This window comes from Verrucosispora sp. TAA-831, assembly GCF_050780145.1.
Taxonomy (GTDB): domain Bacteria; phylum Actinomycetota; class Actinomycetes; order Mycobacteriales; family Micromonosporaceae; genus Micromonospora.
Map to the genome: position 1 here is coordinate 6,349,582 of NZ_CP192240.1, position 15,948 is coordinate 6,365,529.

Here is a 15,948-nt window from a genome sequence, read left to right on the forward strand (position 1 = left end):
ACCCCGGGGGCGCACCTCCGCGATCTTGCGGTTCCGCTCCCCGATTCGCCCTCGTTAGGGGCCTTCGTCCGGGCGGAACCGCAAGATCACGGTGACGTCGGGTCAGGCGACCTCGACGATGACCTCGACCTCGACCGGCGCGTCGAGCGGCAACTCGGCCACGCCGACGGCCGACCGGGCGTGCCGACCGGCCTCGCCGAACACCGCGCCGAACAGATCTGACGCGCCGTTGATGACGCCGGGCTGACCGGTGAAGCCGGGGGCGCTCGCCACGAAACCGGTCAACTTGACGATCTTGACGACGTTCTCCAGGCCGACCAGCGAGTCGATCGCGGCGAGCGCGTTGAGGGCGCACCGCTCGGCGAGCTGTCTGGCCTGGTCGGCGGAGACACCGGCGCCGACCTTGCCGGTGGCCAGCAGCTTGCCCTCGGCCATCGGGAGCTGCCCGGAGACGTACACGTGCTGGCCGGACTGCACCGCCGGCACGTAGCTCGCCACCGGCGGCACCACCTCCGGCAGTTCCAGCCCGAGTTCGGCCAACTTCCCGTGCGGTCCGTTGCTCACCGCGTCACGCCTTCGGGCGCTTGAGATAGGCGACGAGCTGCTCCGGGTTCGGCCCGGGTACGACGGAGACCAGTTCCCAGCCGTCCTCACCCCAGTTGTCGAGGATCTGCTTGGTCGCGTGGACCAGCAGCGGGACCGTGGCGTATTCCCACTTCTGCATCGGTGGAGAGCTCCCTCGGTGGCATGGACACTTCGGGGCACAGCCTACGGTCCGCCGGCCGGTCAGGACGCGGGACGCTGCTCGGAGGTCGGCCACTGCTCCGCGGCGGGACGCTGCTCGGGGGCGATCGACAGCTCGCCACAGAGGCCCTTGTGATCGTACGGCTGCGGGCATCGGCTGCGGTCGGGCAGCAGCAGGTCGCAGAAGACCTGGTGCCGGTTGTTCTGGTCGTCGGCGGTCGACACCTCGGTCTCTCCCGCGTCCAGCTCGGGCAGGAAGTTCAGCGACGTCGCCACCCGGGCGGCCAGCGCGGTCGCGGCGGCCAGGTCGGCCACCCGGACGGGCAGGTGGATGACGTAGCCGGGGACCTCGTCGTCGCGCCCGCCGGCCGGCTCGACCATCCCGACCGGGTCGACGGTGCGCCGGTACGACCGCTCGTTGACCGGCAGCCGGCCGGAGGAGTCGCCGCCGGCCGTCCGGCTGCCCCGGCGCCCCCCGGCGGAGAACTGGACTCGGGGGGTGTTGTCGATCTCGCGCATGCACTGCCTCCGGGCGTCGTACCTGGTCACGGCGCCGCCGGCCGGTCCGGCGCCGCTGCGGCCAGCCCTTTCAGGGCGTGCCGGAGCGACGGTAGGACCGCTGCGGCGGTCCCATCAACAGGACGCGCGCGCCCAGTGGCCTTTCGTCACATTTGCGACACCTCATCAGCAGGAAGCTGATCGCGCGGCCCGCACGGGTGACACCGGGACCCCCGCACCCGACCGATGGACCGTTACCCTTCCCGTCTGGACGGGCGCCCGGCCCGGCCGCCCCATCCCACGCCCGTCGCCGTCGCGCGGCGGTGCGCCGCACCCGGGGGTACGCGATGACCCAGCCACCCACCGGCGGCCCGACCGGCCCCACCGACCCGCTGCCGGCCGGCTCGCCGGTCGCCCCCTCCTCGCCGGCCGGTCCGGGACCGGCTGCGGCGTCGTCCGGCGGCTATCCGCCGTACCCGCCGCCGGCCGCGCCGTCCCGCAGACGCGGCGGCGCGCTGGTGGCCTCGATCGCGCTGGCCGTGGTGCTGCTGCTCTGCGCGGGCGGCGGTGTGGCGGCGTTCCTGACCGTGCGCAACGCCGAGTCCGGCGAGGGCGCCCAGGATCCGTCGGTCGCGGTCGACGACTTCCTCACCGCGGTCTACCAGGAACGCGATGCCGCCAAGGCGACCCGGCTGGTCTGCACCGGCGCCCGCGACCAGGACAAGATCCGGGCGAAGGTCGCTGAGGTCGAGCAGTACGTGTCGGCGCACCAGAGCCCCCGGTTCCGCTGGGACACCCCGAAGGTCGACAACGAGACCGGGGACCGGGCCACCGTCACCACCACCGTGACGGTGACCACGGCCGACGAGAAGATCGCCGACCAGGACCTGCGCTTCACGGTGATCCGGAAGAGCGGCTGGTGGGTCTGCGAGGTCGCCTGAGCCGGCCCGCTGGATAGGCTCGGCCGGTGGCAGCAGCGCAGCGCCCGGCCGACCGGGCCGGTACGGAGTGGCCCGCCCGCCTGCACGTGGTGACCGGCAAGGGCGGCACGGGCAAGACCAGCGTGGCCGCCGCCCTGGCCCTGGCCCTGGCCGCCGGTGGGCGGCGCACGCTGCTGGTCGAGGTGGAGGGGCGGCAGGGCATCGCCCAGCTCTTCGGCACCGACCCGCTGCCGTACGCCGAGCGACACCTGGCGGACGCGGCGGACGGCGGTGAGGTGTGGGCGCTCGCGGTGGACGCCGAGGAAGCGCTGCTGGAGTACCTGGACATGTTCTACAAGCTGGGCGCCGCCGGCCGGGCACTACGCAAGCTCGGCGCGATCGACTTCGCCACCACCATCGCCCCCGGCCTCCGCGACGTGCTGCTCACCGGCAAGGTCAAGGAGGCCACGACCCGCCGGGTCGAGCAACGGCGGGTGTACGACGCGGTGGTGCTGGACGCCCCGCCGACCGGCCGGATCGGCCGCTTCCTGAACGTGACCGCGGAGACCGCCCGACTGGCCAAGGTCGGCCCGATCAAGACCCAGAGCGAGAGCGTCTCGGTGCTGCTGCGGTCGCCGATGACCGCCGTGCACGTGGTGACGCTGTTGGAGGAGATGCCGGTCCAGGAGACCGTCGACGCCATCGCCGAGCTGGCCTCGCTCGGGTTCGGGGTGGGTCGGGTGATCGTCAACGGGACCCGGTCGCCGCTTCCGGCGGGACGGATCGTCACCGAGGCGGAGCTTGCGCGGGGGCTGCGCGCCGCCGGTCTGCCCGCCGACCGGCGAACCCTGGACGGGCTGCGCGACGAGGCACGCGACCAGGCCGTCCGCCGCGAGCTGGAGGACTCGCTCCGCGCCGATCTGGCGGAACTCGACGTGCCCCTGGTGGAGCTGCCGCTGCTGCCCGACGGGGTGGACCGCGCCGGCCTGGACGTGCTCGCCGCCGCTCTGGTGCGGGGCGATTGACTCACACCTGACCTCGGCCCGCCGCGCGGACCGGGTCGGGCCGATACGCTCGAATGGTGCCTTCCGACAACGCCGCGCCGCTGCTGGACGTCGACCGGATCCTGGCCGATCCCGGCGTACGGATCGTGGTCTGCTGCGGTGCGGGCGGGGTGGGTAAGACGACCACGGCCGCCGCGCTCGCGCTCCGCGCGGCCGAGCGACACGGTCGCCGGACGGTGGTGCTCACCATCGACCCGGCCCGGCGGCTGGCCCAGTCGCTCGGCCTGACCGAGCTGGACAACACACCCCGTCAGGTCAAGGGCATCGACGTCGAGGCCAGCGGCGGCGAGTTGCACGCCATGATGCTCGACATGAAGCGCACCTTCGACGACGTGGTGCTCGCGCACACCGACCCGTCGAAGGCGGCGGAGATCTTCGCCAACCCCTTCTACCAGGCGATGAGTTCCACCTTCGCCGGTACGCAGGAGTACATGGCGATGGAGAAGCTGGGCCAGTTGCACGCGCGCGGCGACTGGGACCTGATCGTGGTGGACACGCCGCCGTCACGGTCGGCGCTGGACTTCCTGGACGCGCCGGCCCGGCTGTCCCGGTTCCTCGACGGGCGGATGCTGCGCCTGCTGCTGGCCCCGGCACGGACCGGCGGACGCAGCATGTTCAGCCTGGTCACCGCCTCGTTCGGGATGTTCTCCCGGGTGGTCCAGAAGATCCTCGGCGCGCAGTTGCTGACTGATCTGTCCGGCTTCGTGGCCGCGCTCGACTCGATGTTCGGCGGGTTCCGGCAGCGGGCCGAACAGACGTACCGCATCCTCCAGGCCAGCGAGACGGCGTTCCTGCTGGTCGCGACGCCGGAGCCGGACGCGGTCCGGGAGGCCGCCTACTTCGCCGGGCGGCTGAGGGATGAGACGATGCCGCTGGCCGGCCTCGTGCTCAACCGGGTGCACCGCCCGGCCGACACCGGGTTGGACGCGTCGGACAGCCGGGCCGCCGCCGACCGGTTGGCCTCGACCGGGGGTCACGAGGGCGTCGTCGAGGTGTTGCGCGCCCACGCGGCCCTGGCCGAGCAGGCGGTACGCGAGCAGCACGTGGCGGCACGGTTCACCGAGGCGTTCCCGCAGGTGCCGACCGTCTCGGTGACGGCACAGCCCGCCGACGTGCACGACGTCGACGGGCTGCGGACGATCGCAGCGGCGATCAGCCGCTCCTGATCGCGCCGGTCAGGTGGTGGCGAGGATCTTGTCCTTGCCGGCCTTGTCCTTGGCGTTCTTCTTCATCGCCGCCTCGAACATCTTGCGCCAGCTCGTCACCTGCGGGTGCCGGCGCAGCAGTGCCCGGCGTTCGCGTTCGGTCATGCCACCCCAGACGCCGAACTCGATCCGGTTGTCCAACGCGTCGGCCAGGCACTCGTAGCGGACTGGGCAACTCCGGCAGATCCGCTTGGCCACGTTCTGTTCGGCGCCCTGTACGAACAACGCGTCCGGGTCCCCGTTCTGACATGCCGCCAACGACGGCCAGTCAGTGATCATGCCCATCTGTACTCGTCCCCCCTTGCAGTACTACCGACGCCGTCGCGGGCCAGCCGGCAATTCCCCCCGGTCGTCCGGCACGCCTTACCCCAAGGCGGCACAGACGACATGTGGCGCTGTCGCCGCAACCATCATGCTCTGTAGTCACCCGATTACGCAACGTTGTCGGCTAAATCCATCATTCCGGACACTCCCGGCTTCTCGGGCTCGGGACCCCCGCTTACCCCACCGGAGTCCGCGAAAACGCTGCGCGTCACCCCTCGTCCAGAGGAGACTCGGCACGGATCACAGGCAACCAGATCTCCGGTGCCACGCGTCTAGCACAACGAGGACGGCGCGCGCAGGAAATGGGGAAAAGACGCCCCAGCGCCCCTCGTTACCTGTTCGCGTACCCTGTCGAGGTGACCTGGATGCGGAAACGTGACCACAACATTCTGACCAACGCCGCATCGCTGCTCATCTGCGGGTTGTTGGCCGGCGTGGTGGTCGCCGCGGCGGCATTCCCCGCGGTGGCGATGTCTGGCCTGGCCGCCAAGGCCGGCGCGGAGACCTTCGGCGCGCTGCCGAAGGAACTGACGGTGTCCCGCGCCCCCCAGATCAGCTACCTGCTGGCCAGTGACAAGAAGACACCACTGGCCACGATGTACGACGAGAACCGGCGCGACATCACGTTCGACGACATCGGCGAGAACATGCGCAACGCGATCATCGCCGCCGAGGACCACGACTTCTACAACCACAACGGAGTCGACCTCAACGGCGTCGCCCGCGCGTTCGTCAACAACAGCTCCGCCAGCAACGACCGGCAGGGCGCCTCGACGCTGACCATGCAGTACGTCCGGATGAGCATCGCGTACTCGGCGACGCACCCGGCCGACGTGGTCGCCGCGACGGAGGACACCAGCGCCCGCAAGCTGCGCGAGATGAACTACGCGTTGCAGATCGAGAAGACGCTCACCAAGGACCAGATCCTGGAGCGCTACCTCAACCTCGCCGCGTTCGGCAACGGCACCTACGGCGTCTACGCCGCCAGCCAGGTCTACTTCAACAAGCCGCCGAAGGACCTGACGATCGACGAGGCCGCCATGCTGGCCGGTCTGGTCAAGGCGCCGACCTCGTTCGACCCGACCACCAAGGGCGGCCACCCGCTGGCGGAGGCCCGGCGCAACTACGTGATCGACAACATGGTCAAGACCGGCGCCGTCAGCCAGGAGGACGCCGACAAGGCCAAGGCCGCCAAGCTGGTGGTGAAGGGCAAGCGGGCACCGAACGGCTGCGTCGCCACCAACAAGAACGCCTGGGGCTTCTTCTGCGACTACTTCTACCGCTGGTGGCTGTCGCAGGAGACGTTCGGCTCGACCACGTACGACCGGGAGCGGCTCCTCAAGAGCGGCGGCTACACGATCGTCACCACCCTGGACAAGCAGGCCCAGGACGGTGCCGACAAGGCGGTCCGCAAGGCCAAGTCGGTGAAGTCCAAGGAAGCCGCGATGATCGCGGTGGTCGAGCCCGGCACCGGCCGGGTCCGGGCGCTCTCGGTCAACCGCAACTACAAGCTGGACAACCCGAACAAGCCGAAGAACCTGCCGCACAGCGAACCCAAGCAACGCGAGAACGGTAAGCGCGGCAACTACCCGAACACGGTCAACCCGCTGCTCACCGGCGGCGACGGGATCACCGGCTACCAGGCCGGCTCGGTCTTCAAGATCTTCACGATCGTGGCCGCGCTGGAGAAGGGCATCCCGCTCAGCTACACCATCAACGCCCCGCAGCAGTTCAAGTCCGAGTACATCATCAGCCCCAGCAGCCCGGCCGCCTGCGAGGGCACGCACTTCTACTGCCCGACCAACTCGAACAAGCAGCCCGGTGGCGTGAAGGACATGTGGAGCGCGTTCTCCGCCTCGACCAACACCTACTTCGTCCCGCTGCAGCAGCAGGTGGGCGCGGCGAACGTGGTGGACGTGGCCAAGCGCCTCGGCATCCAGTTCCGGGAGCGCGAGGACGCGGACCTCGCGCGAACCAAGGAGTCGGCGAACCAGTGGGGCGCCTTCACGCTGGGCGTCTCGCAGGTCACCCCGCTGGAGTTGGCCAACTCCTACGCCACGCTGGCCGCCGACGGCAAGTACTGCGAGCCGATCCCGGTGCAGGAGATCCGCGACATCGACGACAACAAGCTGGACGTGGCGAACCCGCGCTGCGAGAAGCGGATCAGCACGGACGTGGCCCGGGCGGCCGTGGACGCGGCCCGCTGCCCGGTCGGCGACAACTCCCCCACCACCAAGTGCGGTAGCAGCCGGACGTCCCCGCAGACCAAGGCTCTCGTCGACGCGCCGGTCGCCGGCAAGTCCGGCACCACCGACGGCGAGAAGTCCGCCTCCCTGGTCGCGATGACCAAGCAGTATGCGGTCGCCGGCATCATGGCCGACCCGGACTGGCCGCAGACCAACGTCAAGATGAGGCACAACCAGCCGGACGGCATCAACCCGCCGGTCAACGAGACGCTGCGGGACGCCATGAAGGGCAAGAAGAGGATCAACTTCGACCCGCCCGGCAGGAAGATCGCCGAAGGCGACCAGCGCAGCATCCCCGGCGTCAAGTGCCTCTCCGTCGACGAGGCCAGATCCCGCATCTCCGGTGCCGGGTTCCAGCCGGTGGTCTCCAGCAACCGGGTCGCCTCGGAATGCGCGGCGGGCACCGCAGCCGGCACCAGCCCGGACGGTCGCACCATCAAGAACGGCATCGTGACGATCCTGGTCAGCGCCGGTGGTGGTGGCGGCAACAACGACGCCGGCAACGGCCCTCCGGGTGGTACGCCGAGCAGCCCCGGTAGACCGCCGGGCCGACCGGGCGGCTGATCACCGCCGAGACCGCACGCGAACGGGCGGGCAACCCTGGAGGGGTTGCCCGCCCGTTCCGCGTCGTCGGGCGTGGTCAGCCGTAGCGCCGCCCGGCGCGTACCGGCCGGTGAGGTGTCAGAGGCCGAGCTGTCGGCGTACCTCGGCGGCGACCCGACCACCCTCGGCCCGGCCGGCCGTCGCGGCCTGGGCCGCCTTCATGGCCGGCCCCATCTGCGCCTTGCCGGTGAACCCGCCCGTGGCGAGTGCCCCCGCGACCAACTCGGTCAGCTCGGCGTCGGAGAGCTGCTTCGGCAGGTAGCGCTCCAGCACCTCGCCCTCGGCGGTCTCCTTGGCGGCCTGCTCGGCGCGACCCGCGTCGGCGAAGGCGGTGGCCGCCTCGCGACGCTTCTTGGCCTCCTTGGTCAGCACACCCAGCACCTCGTCGTCACTGAGCTCACGCTTGGCCTTGCCGGAGACCTCGGCCGTGCCCACGGCGGCCAGGGCCATCCGCAGGGTGGAGGTGGTCAGCTCGTCGCGGGCCTTGAGGGCGGCGCGCATGTCGGCGGTCAGACGGTCCTTCAGCGTGCTCATGGTCGCCCAAACTACCCTGATCGGCATGCGAAAGCGCACACTATTCCGGCTCGCGACCGCCACTGTCGCGACGGGCGCCGCCGCCCTGGCGTACGCGTCCCTCGTCGAGCGCAACATGTTCACCCTCCGGCGCTTCGACGTCCCGGTGCTGCCGACCGGCACCGAGCCGCTGCGCGTCCTGCACCTCTCCGACCTGCACATGACCCCCAACCAGGTACGCAAACAGAACTGGGTGGCCTCGTTGGCCGCCCTCGACCCCGACCTGGTCGTGGTCACCGGGGACAACATGGCCCACCCGGGGGCGGTGCCGGGCGTCCTGCGGGCGCTGCAACCGCTGCTCGACTACCCGGGTGCCTTCGTCTTCGGCTCCAACGACTACACCGGCCCGGTGTTGAAGAACCCGTTCAGCTACTTCCTGCCCGACCGGGAGTACACCGAGGGCGTCGAGCTGCCCTACGAGGACCTGCGCGACGTCTTCACCGGGGCCGGGTGGACCGACCTGAACAACCGACGGGGCACGCTCAAGGCCGGCGGCCGGGCGATCGACATGGTCGGTGTGGACGACCCGCACATCGAACGCGACGACTACCCCTCCGTGGCCGGTCCGGTCTCCGCCTCGGCCGACCTCTCCATCGCGCTGACCCACTCCCCCGAGCCGGCTCTGCTCGACGAGATGGCCGCCGACGGCTTCGGGCTGCTGCTCGCCGGGCACACCCACGGCGGCCAGGTGTGCGTACCGGGTGTGGGCGCGCTGGTGACCAACTGCGGGCTGCCCCGGTCGATGGCCAAGGGCCTGCACCGCTGGCCCGGCTCGGACTCCTGGCTACACGTCTCCGCCGGCCTCGGCACCCATCCGACCGCCCCGGTGCGGTTCGCCTGCCCGCCCGAGGCCAGCCTGCTCACCCTGATCCCGCGCTGACCTCCCCGCCCCGGGGGTACCGAGTTTGACCCTTGGGGCGGGTGGGCTAGTATTTGTCCGCACGCCTCGGGGTGTGGCGCAGCTTGGTAGCGCGCTTCGTTCGGGACGAAGAGGTCGTCGGTTCGAATCCGGCCACCCCGACAGATGTGAGGCCCTGATCGGCATTCTCGCCGGCCAGGGCCTCTCTCGTGCGAGGTGCGGCGAGTCCTGCGCGGACCGCCGCCGCAGGGCGACCGGCGGACAGTGGCGTACATCATTCGGCCGAACGATCCGGCCGCCGCCGCAGCCGCGTCGACCCGCGCATCCCACCCCCCGAGAACGGTGGTGGTGCACTACAGTCCGAGAACACCCGAAAGGCCGTCTGACCTCACTCGACACGGCCGCCGCCACAATCGGGGCACCTCGTTTCGAACACAAATACCTACGCGCAAAGTCGCTGAGATCAGTTCAATGTTTGCTGGTTCGGGAATCCTCCACTCAAGCCAGGATAAACCAGACAGGCAATAATTCCCGTGGTCGACCCTTTTTCCTCCACCACTGAGCGTGTTACCGTACTCACGCAACAACGGCCGTAGATGGGTTGGGGGCCGCGGCCGGATAATTCTCTCTATTGGGGGAACAGTGCGTTGTCCAAGCTCGGCGCGCTCCGAGTTGACCCCGCAGATGCTTGTTTACGACGATTTCGACCAACGCGGTCAGGCCCGCTGGATGTCCTATGTGATGCATTTTCACCGCGTGCACTACCGCTCCCGGGTCATCAATACGGATCGCCTCGGTTTCCGCATCTCGCACGGCGTGGACAGCCACGCGTCGGCGGGTGGGGAGCCGACCGACGGCCCGATCCGGCTGTTGGCCGGCAGTTCCATGGCGATGGGCATCGGAGCCACCAGCGATCAGGCGACACTCGCCTCGCGACTGTGGGCCGCCCACGCACCCTCGCTGCCCTGGTTGAACTTCGCGGGACGCAGTCATTCCTCCGCCCAGGAGCTGTTGCTCTTCCTCTTCTATCGGCACCTGCTGCCGCCGGTGGAGGAGATCGTCATCGTGTCCGGGCTCAACAACCTCGCCCTGGCCCGCCTGCCCGCCGCCCAGCGCGGCGACGACGGCGCGTTCTTCAACTGCGGCGACTTCTTCGGACAGATGGACAAGCTCAGGTCCCAGCACCGGACGCACCCGTTCGGCCCTGCCGCCCCGTCGGCCGGAGACGACGAACCGGTCCGTCCGCTGGAGGTACGCATCGCGGACGCCGCAGCGCTGACCGTGCGGCATCTGGAGTCGTGGAAGCAGCTCGCCGCCGCGACCGACACCAGGATCGCCTTCGTGCTGCAACCGCTCGCCACCTGGGTACGCGAGTCGGCGGCACCACAGGAGAAGCGACTCTTCGACGAGCTGGACCGGATCTCGAACTTCTGGGAGCTGTTCGGTGACATCGCCACCAGGGATTCGGCCCGCAGATATGCCGAGCTGCTGCAACTGGGCTGCGAGAAGATCGGCGTGGAATTCCTGGACATCAACCCCCTCCTCGCGACCAGCGTCAAGGACGACGACTGGCTGTTTGTCAACCGAGCCCACATGACCGACCACGGTTTGGACCTGGTGGCCCGGCTGTTGGCCGAACAGTTGCATTTCTCGTCCTAGGGCCGACACGGGCCCGCCTGAGGTGAGGACAGAAAGATGAACGTGGTGCGCAGAATTCTTAACAAGATCTTCGGACGCAAGAAGAAGCCGAAGAACGACGCCTCCATCTACCCGATGTTCTAGCTTCCCGAGACGGCGACACCTTCCCGTGGCGACACGTGACATGTTCGTCGCGCGGGCCCTCCGTGCCGTCGAACTCCGTCCGGACATTTGATTACCAATTTGTTTCGGGATAGCAGACACGGATAGAGCCAGGAGCTGGCAGTGTCAACGAAAGAAGACGGTGAGTCGGACCGGCAGGCGGCCCGACCGATTGATCATCAGGCCCGGTCCCGCGAACTCTTCGTCATCGCGGTCGACCCGGAGACCTCCTTTCCGGGTGACCCGTTCGTCGCCCGGCTGCGGTCCGAGGTCGGCGACCTCGCCGACCAGGAGTCGCTGCCGGCAGCACTTGACGGGCTTCGGGACGAGGCGGTGCGCTGGTCGACCGCCGAGTCCCGCCGGTTCGAGGAGTTGGTCTCCACCGCCCCGGCTCCGCTGGCCACCGAGTCCCTGGTCCGCCGCACCGCCCTGGCGGCGGCGCCGCTCGCGCTGCGGTCCGGGGCCTGGTTGCAGTGGCAGAGTGCGCCCGGGAACGCCGACGAGGCGACGACGCTGCGCATCCTGACCCTGTACGCCTCCGACGTCGGCGTCGGTCGGCCGCAGGACTCGCGCGGCAGCGTCTACCTGGCCCTGCTCCGCCACCTGCACCTGTCCGAGCACGCGGTGCCGGTGGCCCGGCTGGCGCACGACCCTCGGGTGGCCGACCACCACTTCTACCTGCCCGCGATCCTGCTGGCGATGAGCCGGAGACCGGTCGAGTTCCGCCCCGAGATCCTCGGCGCCGACCTGTGTCTGCGTACGGTCGGACTGCTGCCCGCGTTGCGGCTGGTGCGTCAGGCGCATCCACAACTCGTGGACTGGAGTGCCGTCGACCCGTCCGCCGCCCGGGACGGCGATCCGCGGACCGGGCTGGAGCTGTGCCGGGACGTCGTCGAGCACGGCTTCGCCGACGGGGAGCTGGCCCGGGTGACCGCCGGTTTCCGGTGGGCGTTCACCGTGCTGCGCAGGTGGAGCACGACTCTGTACGCGGAGCTGGCGGAGGCCCTCGACCCGGCGTACGAGATGGCCGAGTTGCTCCGCCATCGGGCGCGCGAGGGCGCGGTCTACCACCGGGACTTCACCGTGGCGGACCGTTCGCTGTCGAGTTGGTTGGCGGAGGCCCGCACGGATCCGAGCGGGCTGCTGGCCGAACTGGCCGCCAGCCGCCTGGTCAAGCCGGGCCGCTCCGCGCAGAGCCCGCTGGTCAACGGTCTCGTCGGGGAGCGGGGCCCGATGTTCCGGGTGTTCTCCCCGGCCGACCTGGTCGTCATCCGCCGGTGGATCGACTCACTCCCCACCGGGCAGCCGGAGCGGGCTCGACCCGGGCCGGTCCAGCAGGCGCCCACGGTGTCCCCGACGGTGCTGGCCTCGGTCACGGTCGGTTCGGTCGCGGACGACCGGGAGCCGGGTGACGTCCGGGAGGCGTACCACCTGCTCCAGCAACGGACGGACACCCCGGCCGTCCGCCGGTTCGCCGTCGACTACGTGCGGGGCTGGCTGGCGCGGTCCCGGCACAACATGGCGTCGGACCCGCAGCGCCTGCCCGACGTGTGGGGACGGGAGGGCCTGCGTCCCTGGCTCGTCGAGCAGCACGACCGGCAGGGGCGTGACTTCGAGGAGTCGGCCGGCACGCCGATGCCGACGCGGGAGGATCTCGTCGACTCCACCGTGCAGTTGGCCCCGTTGACCTTGATCGACGGTGCCTGGCTCCAGGGGTTCACCGACTACGAACATGCGGCGTCGGAGCAGGGCTACTTCCTGTTCGAGACCTACTGGGACGAGCTCGGCAACGGCGTGCCCCGGATGAACCACCCGTTGATCTACCGGGAGGTGCTCGCCGAGATGGACGTCCACGTGCCGCCGACGGCGTCGCGGGAGTTCGCCGAGTGGGACGGGTTCCGGGACGAGTCCTTCGAACTCCCGGTCTACTGGCTGAGTATCGGGCGCTTCCCGCGTACGTTCCTGCCGGAGATCCTCGGGTTGAACCTGGCCATGGAGCTGTCCGGCGTCGGCGGCACCTACCGGCGGGCCCGTCAGGCGCTGAAGAGGTACGGCTTCTCCACGAAGTTCGTGGACATCCACAACACCATCGACAACGTCGCCACCGGGCACTCCGCCTGGGCCGCCGACGCCGTCGACACCTATCTCGCCTCGCTGCCGGTCTCGCACGGCGCGCAGGCGGTCACCGAGGTCTGGGACCGGGTACGCACCGGCTTCCGCTCGCTCAACCCACCGACGGGTCTGCTGGCCCGCCGGGCGTTTCGCCGCGCCCGAAAGGCCAGCAGGTCACTCGCCGCCATCTGACCGTCCACCCACCCACACCCACGACCGAGGGGAACGCCAGTGGGAAAGCTGGTTCTGGGGTTGTCCGCCTACTACCACGACAGCGCGGCGGTGCTGGTGCGGGACGGCACGCCCGTCGCCGCCGCCCAGGAGGAGCGGTTCACCCGCAAGCGCCACGACCCGGCCTTCCCGGCCGAGGCCGTCCGGTACTGCCTGGCCGAGGGCGGCGTCACGCTGCGCGACGTGGACGCCGTCGCCTACTACGAGGACCCGGAGCTGAAGTTCCGCCGGGTGCTGACCAGCTTCGCCGGTTCGGCTCCGTTCTCGCTGGAGGCGTTCACCCGGGTCATGCCGGAGTGGATGTCCTGGAAGCGGGACACCGTCGGCGAGGTACGCCGGTCGTTGGCGGCGCTGGGGTCGGCCGAGGTGCCGCAGATCAGCGTACGACGACACCACGAGTCCCACGCGGCCTCCGCGTTCCTGCCCAGCCCGTACGAGTCGGCGGCGGTGCTCTGCATCGACGGCGTCGGCGAGTGGGCGACCACCACCCTGTGGCACGGGCGGGGCAGCGAGCTGCGCCAGGTGGCGGAGATCCGGTATCCGCACTCGTTGGGCATGCTCTACTCGGCCTTCACCTACTTCTGCGGGTTCAAGGTCGACTCGGGCGAGTACAAGCTGATGGGGCTGGCGCCGTACGGTGTGCCGCGCTACGCCGACGTGATCCGGCAGCACCTGATCGACGTCAAGGACGACGGTTCGTTCCGGCTGAACATGCGCAACTTCGAGTTCCTGCGCGGTCGGGTCATGACCGGTCGCGGGTTCGAGCGGCTGTTCGGTGGTCCCCGGCGCGAGCCGGAGAGCCCGTTGACCGAGCGCGAGTTCGACCTGGCCGCCTCGGTGCAACTGGTGACCGAGGAGGTGGTGACCCGGCTGGCGCGGACCGCACGCGACCTGACCGGTGAGACCGACCTGTGTCTGGCCGGCGGCGTGGCGCTGAACTGCGTGGCGAACGGCAAGGTCGTCCGGGAGCGCCTCTTCGACTCGGTGTGGGTGCAACCGGCCGCCGGTGACGCCGGTGGCGCGTTGGGTGCCGCCCTGCTGGTGGCGACGGAGTCGGGTGCGCCCCGCGCCCACCTCGCCGGGGGCGGTGACGGCATGTCCTCCGCGCTGCTCGGTCCCGCGTACGACGACGAGGAGATCGCCCGCTTCCTGGACGGTCTGGGTGTGCCGTACACCCGGCTGGCCGAGGATGCGATCGCCAAGCACGTGGCGGAGGAGCTGGCCACCGGCAAGATCGTCGGCTGGTTCCAGGGCCGGATGGAGTTCGGACCCCGGGCTCTGGGCGCGCGGTCGATCATCGGCGACCCGCGTGACGCCGACATGCAGTCGACGATGAACTTGAAGATCAAGTTCCGTGAGTCGTTCCGGCCGTTCGCGCCCTCGGTCCTGGCCGAGGACGTCGAGGAGTACTTCGACCTGACCCAGGAGAGCCCGTACATGCTGATCGTGGCGCCGGTCGCGCAGCAGCAGCGCCGGGAGGTGTCGGAGTCGGCGACGACCGGGCTGGATCGGCTCAAGGTGCGTCGGTCGGCGATTCCGGCGGTGACCCACGTGGACCATTCGGCGCGGGTGCAGACGGTCACCGCCCACTCCAATCCGGCCTACCACCGGCTGTTGACCTCGTTCAAGCAGATCACCGGCTGCCCGGTGCTGGTGAACACCTCGTTCAACGTCCGGGGCGAGCCGATCGTGGCCACTCCGCACGACGCCTACCAGTGCTTCATGCGCACCAACATCGATCTGCTCGCCATGGGCAGCTTCCTCCTGCACAAGGCCGACCAGCCCGAATGGCGGGAGCAGGGCGACTGGCGCGACGAGATCGCCCTGGACTGACCGACCGCTTCCGCACCGACGAGGATGATCATGAGACTCCTGTGGACCCTGGCCTATCTCCTGATATTCGTTCCGGTTGGTATATTCTTCCGGGTGTTTCGCGATCCGCTGCGCAGAAAATTGCAGCCGGAGCTGAACACCTACTGGGATTTCCACGAACGGCCGCTGTGATTTCGGCTGCCCATTGTCCGAAGCAGGAGAAAACACGTGATCGACCTCAACGCGGGGCTGGGCATCGCCGCCGTCGCCCTGGCAATGGTGCTCACCCCCGGGCCGAACATGATCTATCTGGTGTCCCGGTCGATCACCCAGGGCCGCCCGGCCGGCCTGATCTCCCTGCTCGGGGTCGCGGTCGGCTTCTTCGTCTACCTGCTCGCCGCGGTGACCGGTGTCTCGGCGGTGTTCGCGCTGGTGCCCGCGCTCTACACGGCGATCAAGATCGCGGGCGCCGGCTACCTGCTGTGGCTGGCCTGGAACGCGCTCAAGCCCGGTGGCCAGTCCGCCTTCGCGCCCCGGGACCTGCCCGAGGACCGGCCCCGGAAGCTGTTCACGATGGGCCTGATGACCAATCTGCTCAACCCCAAGATCGCGGTGCTCTACGTGTCGCTTCTCCCGCAGTTCGTCGACCCGGCCAAGGGCGACATCGCGGCGCAGAGCCTCTCCCTGGGGCTGATCCAGATCACGGTGGCACTGACCGTGAACTGCCTCATCGTGCTCACCGCAGGTTCGGTCGCCGCCTTCCTCGCCCGGAAGCCGGCCTGGCTGCGGGCCCAGCGCTACATGATGGGCAGCGTGCTGATCGGCCTCGCGGCGAGCATGGCGTTCGACCGGACGGAGGCAACCGTACCGCAATAGTCGATTCCGGCAACGTCGGGCAATTACTGCGTGCCGCCGAGCGACTTCCTTGACTACGTGTTCGGTGGCGAATTCGCCACC

15 protein-coding genes and 1 tRNA gene are annotated in these 15,948 nt (G+C 69.7%); 11 read left to right on the forward strand and 5 right to left on the reverse strand.

The window, feature by feature from the left end; genetic code table 11:
• Nucleotides 1-102: 102 nt before the first annotated feature.
• The 3 genes from ACQVFL_RS28305 to ACQVFL_RS28315 all read right to left on the reverse strand — a co-directional run bounded on the left by ACQVFL_RS28305 (nt 103) and on the right by ACQVFL_RS28315 (nt 1,263).
• Nucleotides 103-564 carry a RidA family protein gene (locus ACQVFL_RS28305; RefSeq protein WP_396689715.1) on the reverse strand — a complete coding sequence of 154 codons (462 nt, stop codon included), beginning with the start codon at nt 562-564 and terminating at the stop codon, nt 103-105.
• A gap of 4 nt (nt 565-568) precedes the next feature.
• Nucleotides 569-724, reverse strand: coding sequence for a DUF4177 domain-containing protein (locus ACQVFL_RS28310; RefSeq protein WP_013736319.1), 156 nt, complete (start codon nt 722-724; stop codon nt 569-571).
• A 62-nt stretch (nt 725-786) separates the two neighbouring features.
• The gene (locus ACQVFL_RS28315; protein WP_396689714.1) at nt 787-1,263 is read right to left on the reverse strand and encodes a hypothetical protein; all 477 of its coding nucleotides are present in this window, start codon (nt 1,261-1,263) and stop codon (nt 787-789) included.
• A gap of 326 nt (nt 1,264-1,589) precedes the next feature.
• Here ACQVFL_RS28315 and ACQVFL_RS28320 point away from each other — a divergent pair, with 326 nt between their 5' ends.
• The 3 genes from ACQVFL_RS28320 to ACQVFL_RS28330 are packed head-to-tail and all read left to right on the forward strand — an operon-like array spanning nt 1,590 to nt 4,392.
• A complete protein-coding gene (locus ACQVFL_RS28320; protein ID WP_396689713.1) occupies nt 1,590-2,183 on the forward strand; it encodes a hypothetical protein in 594 nt (197 codons plus the stop codon).
• Nucleotides 2,184-2,209: 26 nt separating this feature from the next.
• The gene (locus ACQVFL_RS28325; RefSeq protein ID WP_396689711.1) at nt 2,210-3,187 is read left to right on the forward strand and encodes an ArsA-related P-loop ATPase; all 978 of its coding nucleotides are present in this window, start codon (nt 2,210-2,212) and stop codon (nt 3,185-3,187) included.
• Between the two features lie 53 nt (nt 3,188-3,240).
• On the forward strand, nt 3,241-4,392 hold the full coding sequence (locus tag ACQVFL_RS28330; protein WP_431727955.1) for an ArsA family ATPase: 1,152 nt from the start codon (nt 3,241-3,243) through the stop codon (nt 4,390-4,392).
• Nucleotides 4,393-4,401: 9 nt separating this feature from the next.
• Here the strand turns inward: ACQVFL_RS28330 and ACQVFL_RS28335 are convergent, their stop codons facing one another.
• Nucleotides 4,402-4,716 carry a WhiB family transcriptional regulator gene (locus tag ACQVFL_RS28335; protein WP_350698672.1) on the reverse strand — a complete coding sequence of 105 codons (315 nt, stop codon included), beginning with the start codon at nt 4,714-4,716 and terminating at the stop codon, nt 4,402-4,404.
• Nucleotides 4,717-5,120: 404 nt separating this feature from the next.
• Between ACQVFL_RS28335 and ACQVFL_RS28340 the strand changes: the two genes are divergently transcribed.
• Nucleotides 5,121-7,565, forward strand: coding sequence for a penicillin-binding protein (locus ACQVFL_RS28340; protein WP_396689707.1), 2,445 nt, complete (start codon nt 5,121-5,123; stop codon nt 7,563-7,565).
• Between the two features lie 117 nt (nt 7,566-7,682).
• Here the strand turns inward: ACQVFL_RS28340 and ACQVFL_RS28345 are convergent, their stop codons facing one another.
• A complete protein-coding gene (locus ACQVFL_RS28345; protein ID WP_396689705.1) occupies nt 7,683-8,138 on the reverse strand; it encodes a GatB/YqeY domain-containing protein in 456 nt (151 codons plus the stop codon).
• Nucleotides 8,139-8,163: 25 nt separating this feature from the next.
• Between ACQVFL_RS28345 and ACQVFL_RS28350 the strand changes: the two genes are divergently transcribed.
• The 7 genes from ACQVFL_RS28350 to ACQVFL_RS28380 all read left to right on the forward strand — a co-directional run bounded on the left by ACQVFL_RS28350 (nt 8,164) and on the right by ACQVFL_RS28380 (nt 15,867).
• Nucleotides 8,164-9,057 carry a metallophosphoesterase gene (locus ACQVFL_RS28350; RefSeq protein WP_396689703.1) on the forward strand — a complete coding sequence of 298 codons (894 nt, stop codon included), beginning with the start codon at nt 8,164-8,166 and terminating at the stop codon, nt 9,055-9,057.
• A 67-nt stretch (nt 9,058-9,124) separates the two neighbouring features.
• A tRNA-Pro gene (locus ACQVFL_RS28355) sits at nt 9,125-9,198 on the forward strand.
• A 579-nt stretch (nt 9,199-9,777) separates the two neighbouring features.
• Entirely contained in the window at nt 9,778-10,695 is a 918-nt protein-coding gene (locus ACQVFL_RS28360; RefSeq protein WP_431727956.1) for an Inducer of phenazine A, read from the forward strand.
• A gap of 264 nt (nt 10,696-10,959) precedes the next feature.
• Nucleotides 10,960-13,140: an iron-containing redox enzyme family protein gene (locus tag ACQVFL_RS28365; protein ID WP_396689699.1), complete on the forward strand. Its 2,181-nt coding sequence runs from the start codon at nt 10,960-10,962 to the stop codon at nt 13,138-13,140.
• Between the two features lie 39 nt (nt 13,141-13,179).
• Nucleotides 13,180-15,012, forward strand: coding sequence for a carbamoyltransferase (locus tag ACQVFL_RS28370; RefSeq protein ID WP_396689697.1), 1,833 nt, complete (start codon nt 13,180-13,182; stop codon nt 15,010-15,012).
• 30 nt (nt 15,013-15,042) lie between these two features.
• Nucleotides 15,043-15,183 carry a hypothetical protein gene (locus ACQVFL_RS28375; RefSeq protein WP_396689695.1) on the forward strand — a complete coding sequence of 47 codons (141 nt, stop codon included), beginning with the start codon at nt 15,043-15,045 and terminating at the stop codon, nt 15,181-15,183.
• Nucleotides 15,184-15,219: 36 nt separating this feature from the next.
• Complete coding sequence (locus tag ACQVFL_RS28380; RefSeq protein WP_396689693.1) at nt 15,220-15,867, forward strand: LysE family translocator; 648 nt, start codon at nt 15,220-15,222, stop codon at nt 15,865-15,867.
• Nucleotides 15,868-15,948: the final 81 nt, after the last annotated feature.

Excerpts from the sequence above, each read along its gene's own strand:
- ACQVFL_RS28350 (WP_396689703.1), top strand. The coding sequence starts at position 8,164 with ATGCGAAAGCGCACACTATTCCGGCTCGCGACCGCCACTGTCGCGACG.
- ACQVFL_RS28375 (WP_396689695.1), top strand. The coding sequence starts at position 15,043 with ATGAGACTCCTGTGGACCCTGGCCTATCTCCTGATATTCGTTCCGGTT.
- ACQVFL_RS28345 (WP_396689705.1), bottom strand. The coding sequence starts at position 8,138 with ATGAGCACGCTGAAGGACCGTCTGACCGCCGACATGCGCGCCGCCCTC.
- ACQVFL_RS28315 (WP_396689714.1), bottom strand. The coding sequence starts at position 1,263 with ATGCGCGAGATCGACAACACCCCCCGAGTCCAGTTCTCCGCCGGGGGG.
- ACQVFL_RS28360 (WP_431727956.1), top strand. The coding sequence starts at position 9,778 with ATGCATTTTCACCGCGTGCACTACCGCTCCCGGGTCATCAATACGGAT.
- ACQVFL_RS28310 (WP_013736319.1), bottom strand. The coding sequence starts at position 724 with ATGCAGAAGTGGGAATACGCCACGGTCCCGCTGCTGGTCCACGCGACC.
- ACQVFL_RS28335 (WP_350698672.1), bottom strand. The coding sequence starts at position 4,716 with ATGGGCATGATCACTGACTGGCCGTCGTTGGCGGCATGTCAGAACGGG.
- ACQVFL_RS28320 (WP_396689713.1), top strand. The coding sequence starts at position 1,590 with ATGACCCAGCCACCCACCGGCGGCCCGACCGGCCCCACCGACCCGCTG.
- ACQVFL_RS28340 (WP_396689707.1), top strand. The coding sequence starts at position 5,121 with ATGCGGAAACGTGACCACAACATTCTGACCAACGCCGCATCGCTGCTC.
- ACQVFL_RS28330 (WP_431727955.1), top strand. The coding sequence starts at position 3,241 with ATGGTGCCTTCCGACAACGCCGCGCCGCTGCTGGACGTCGACCGGATC.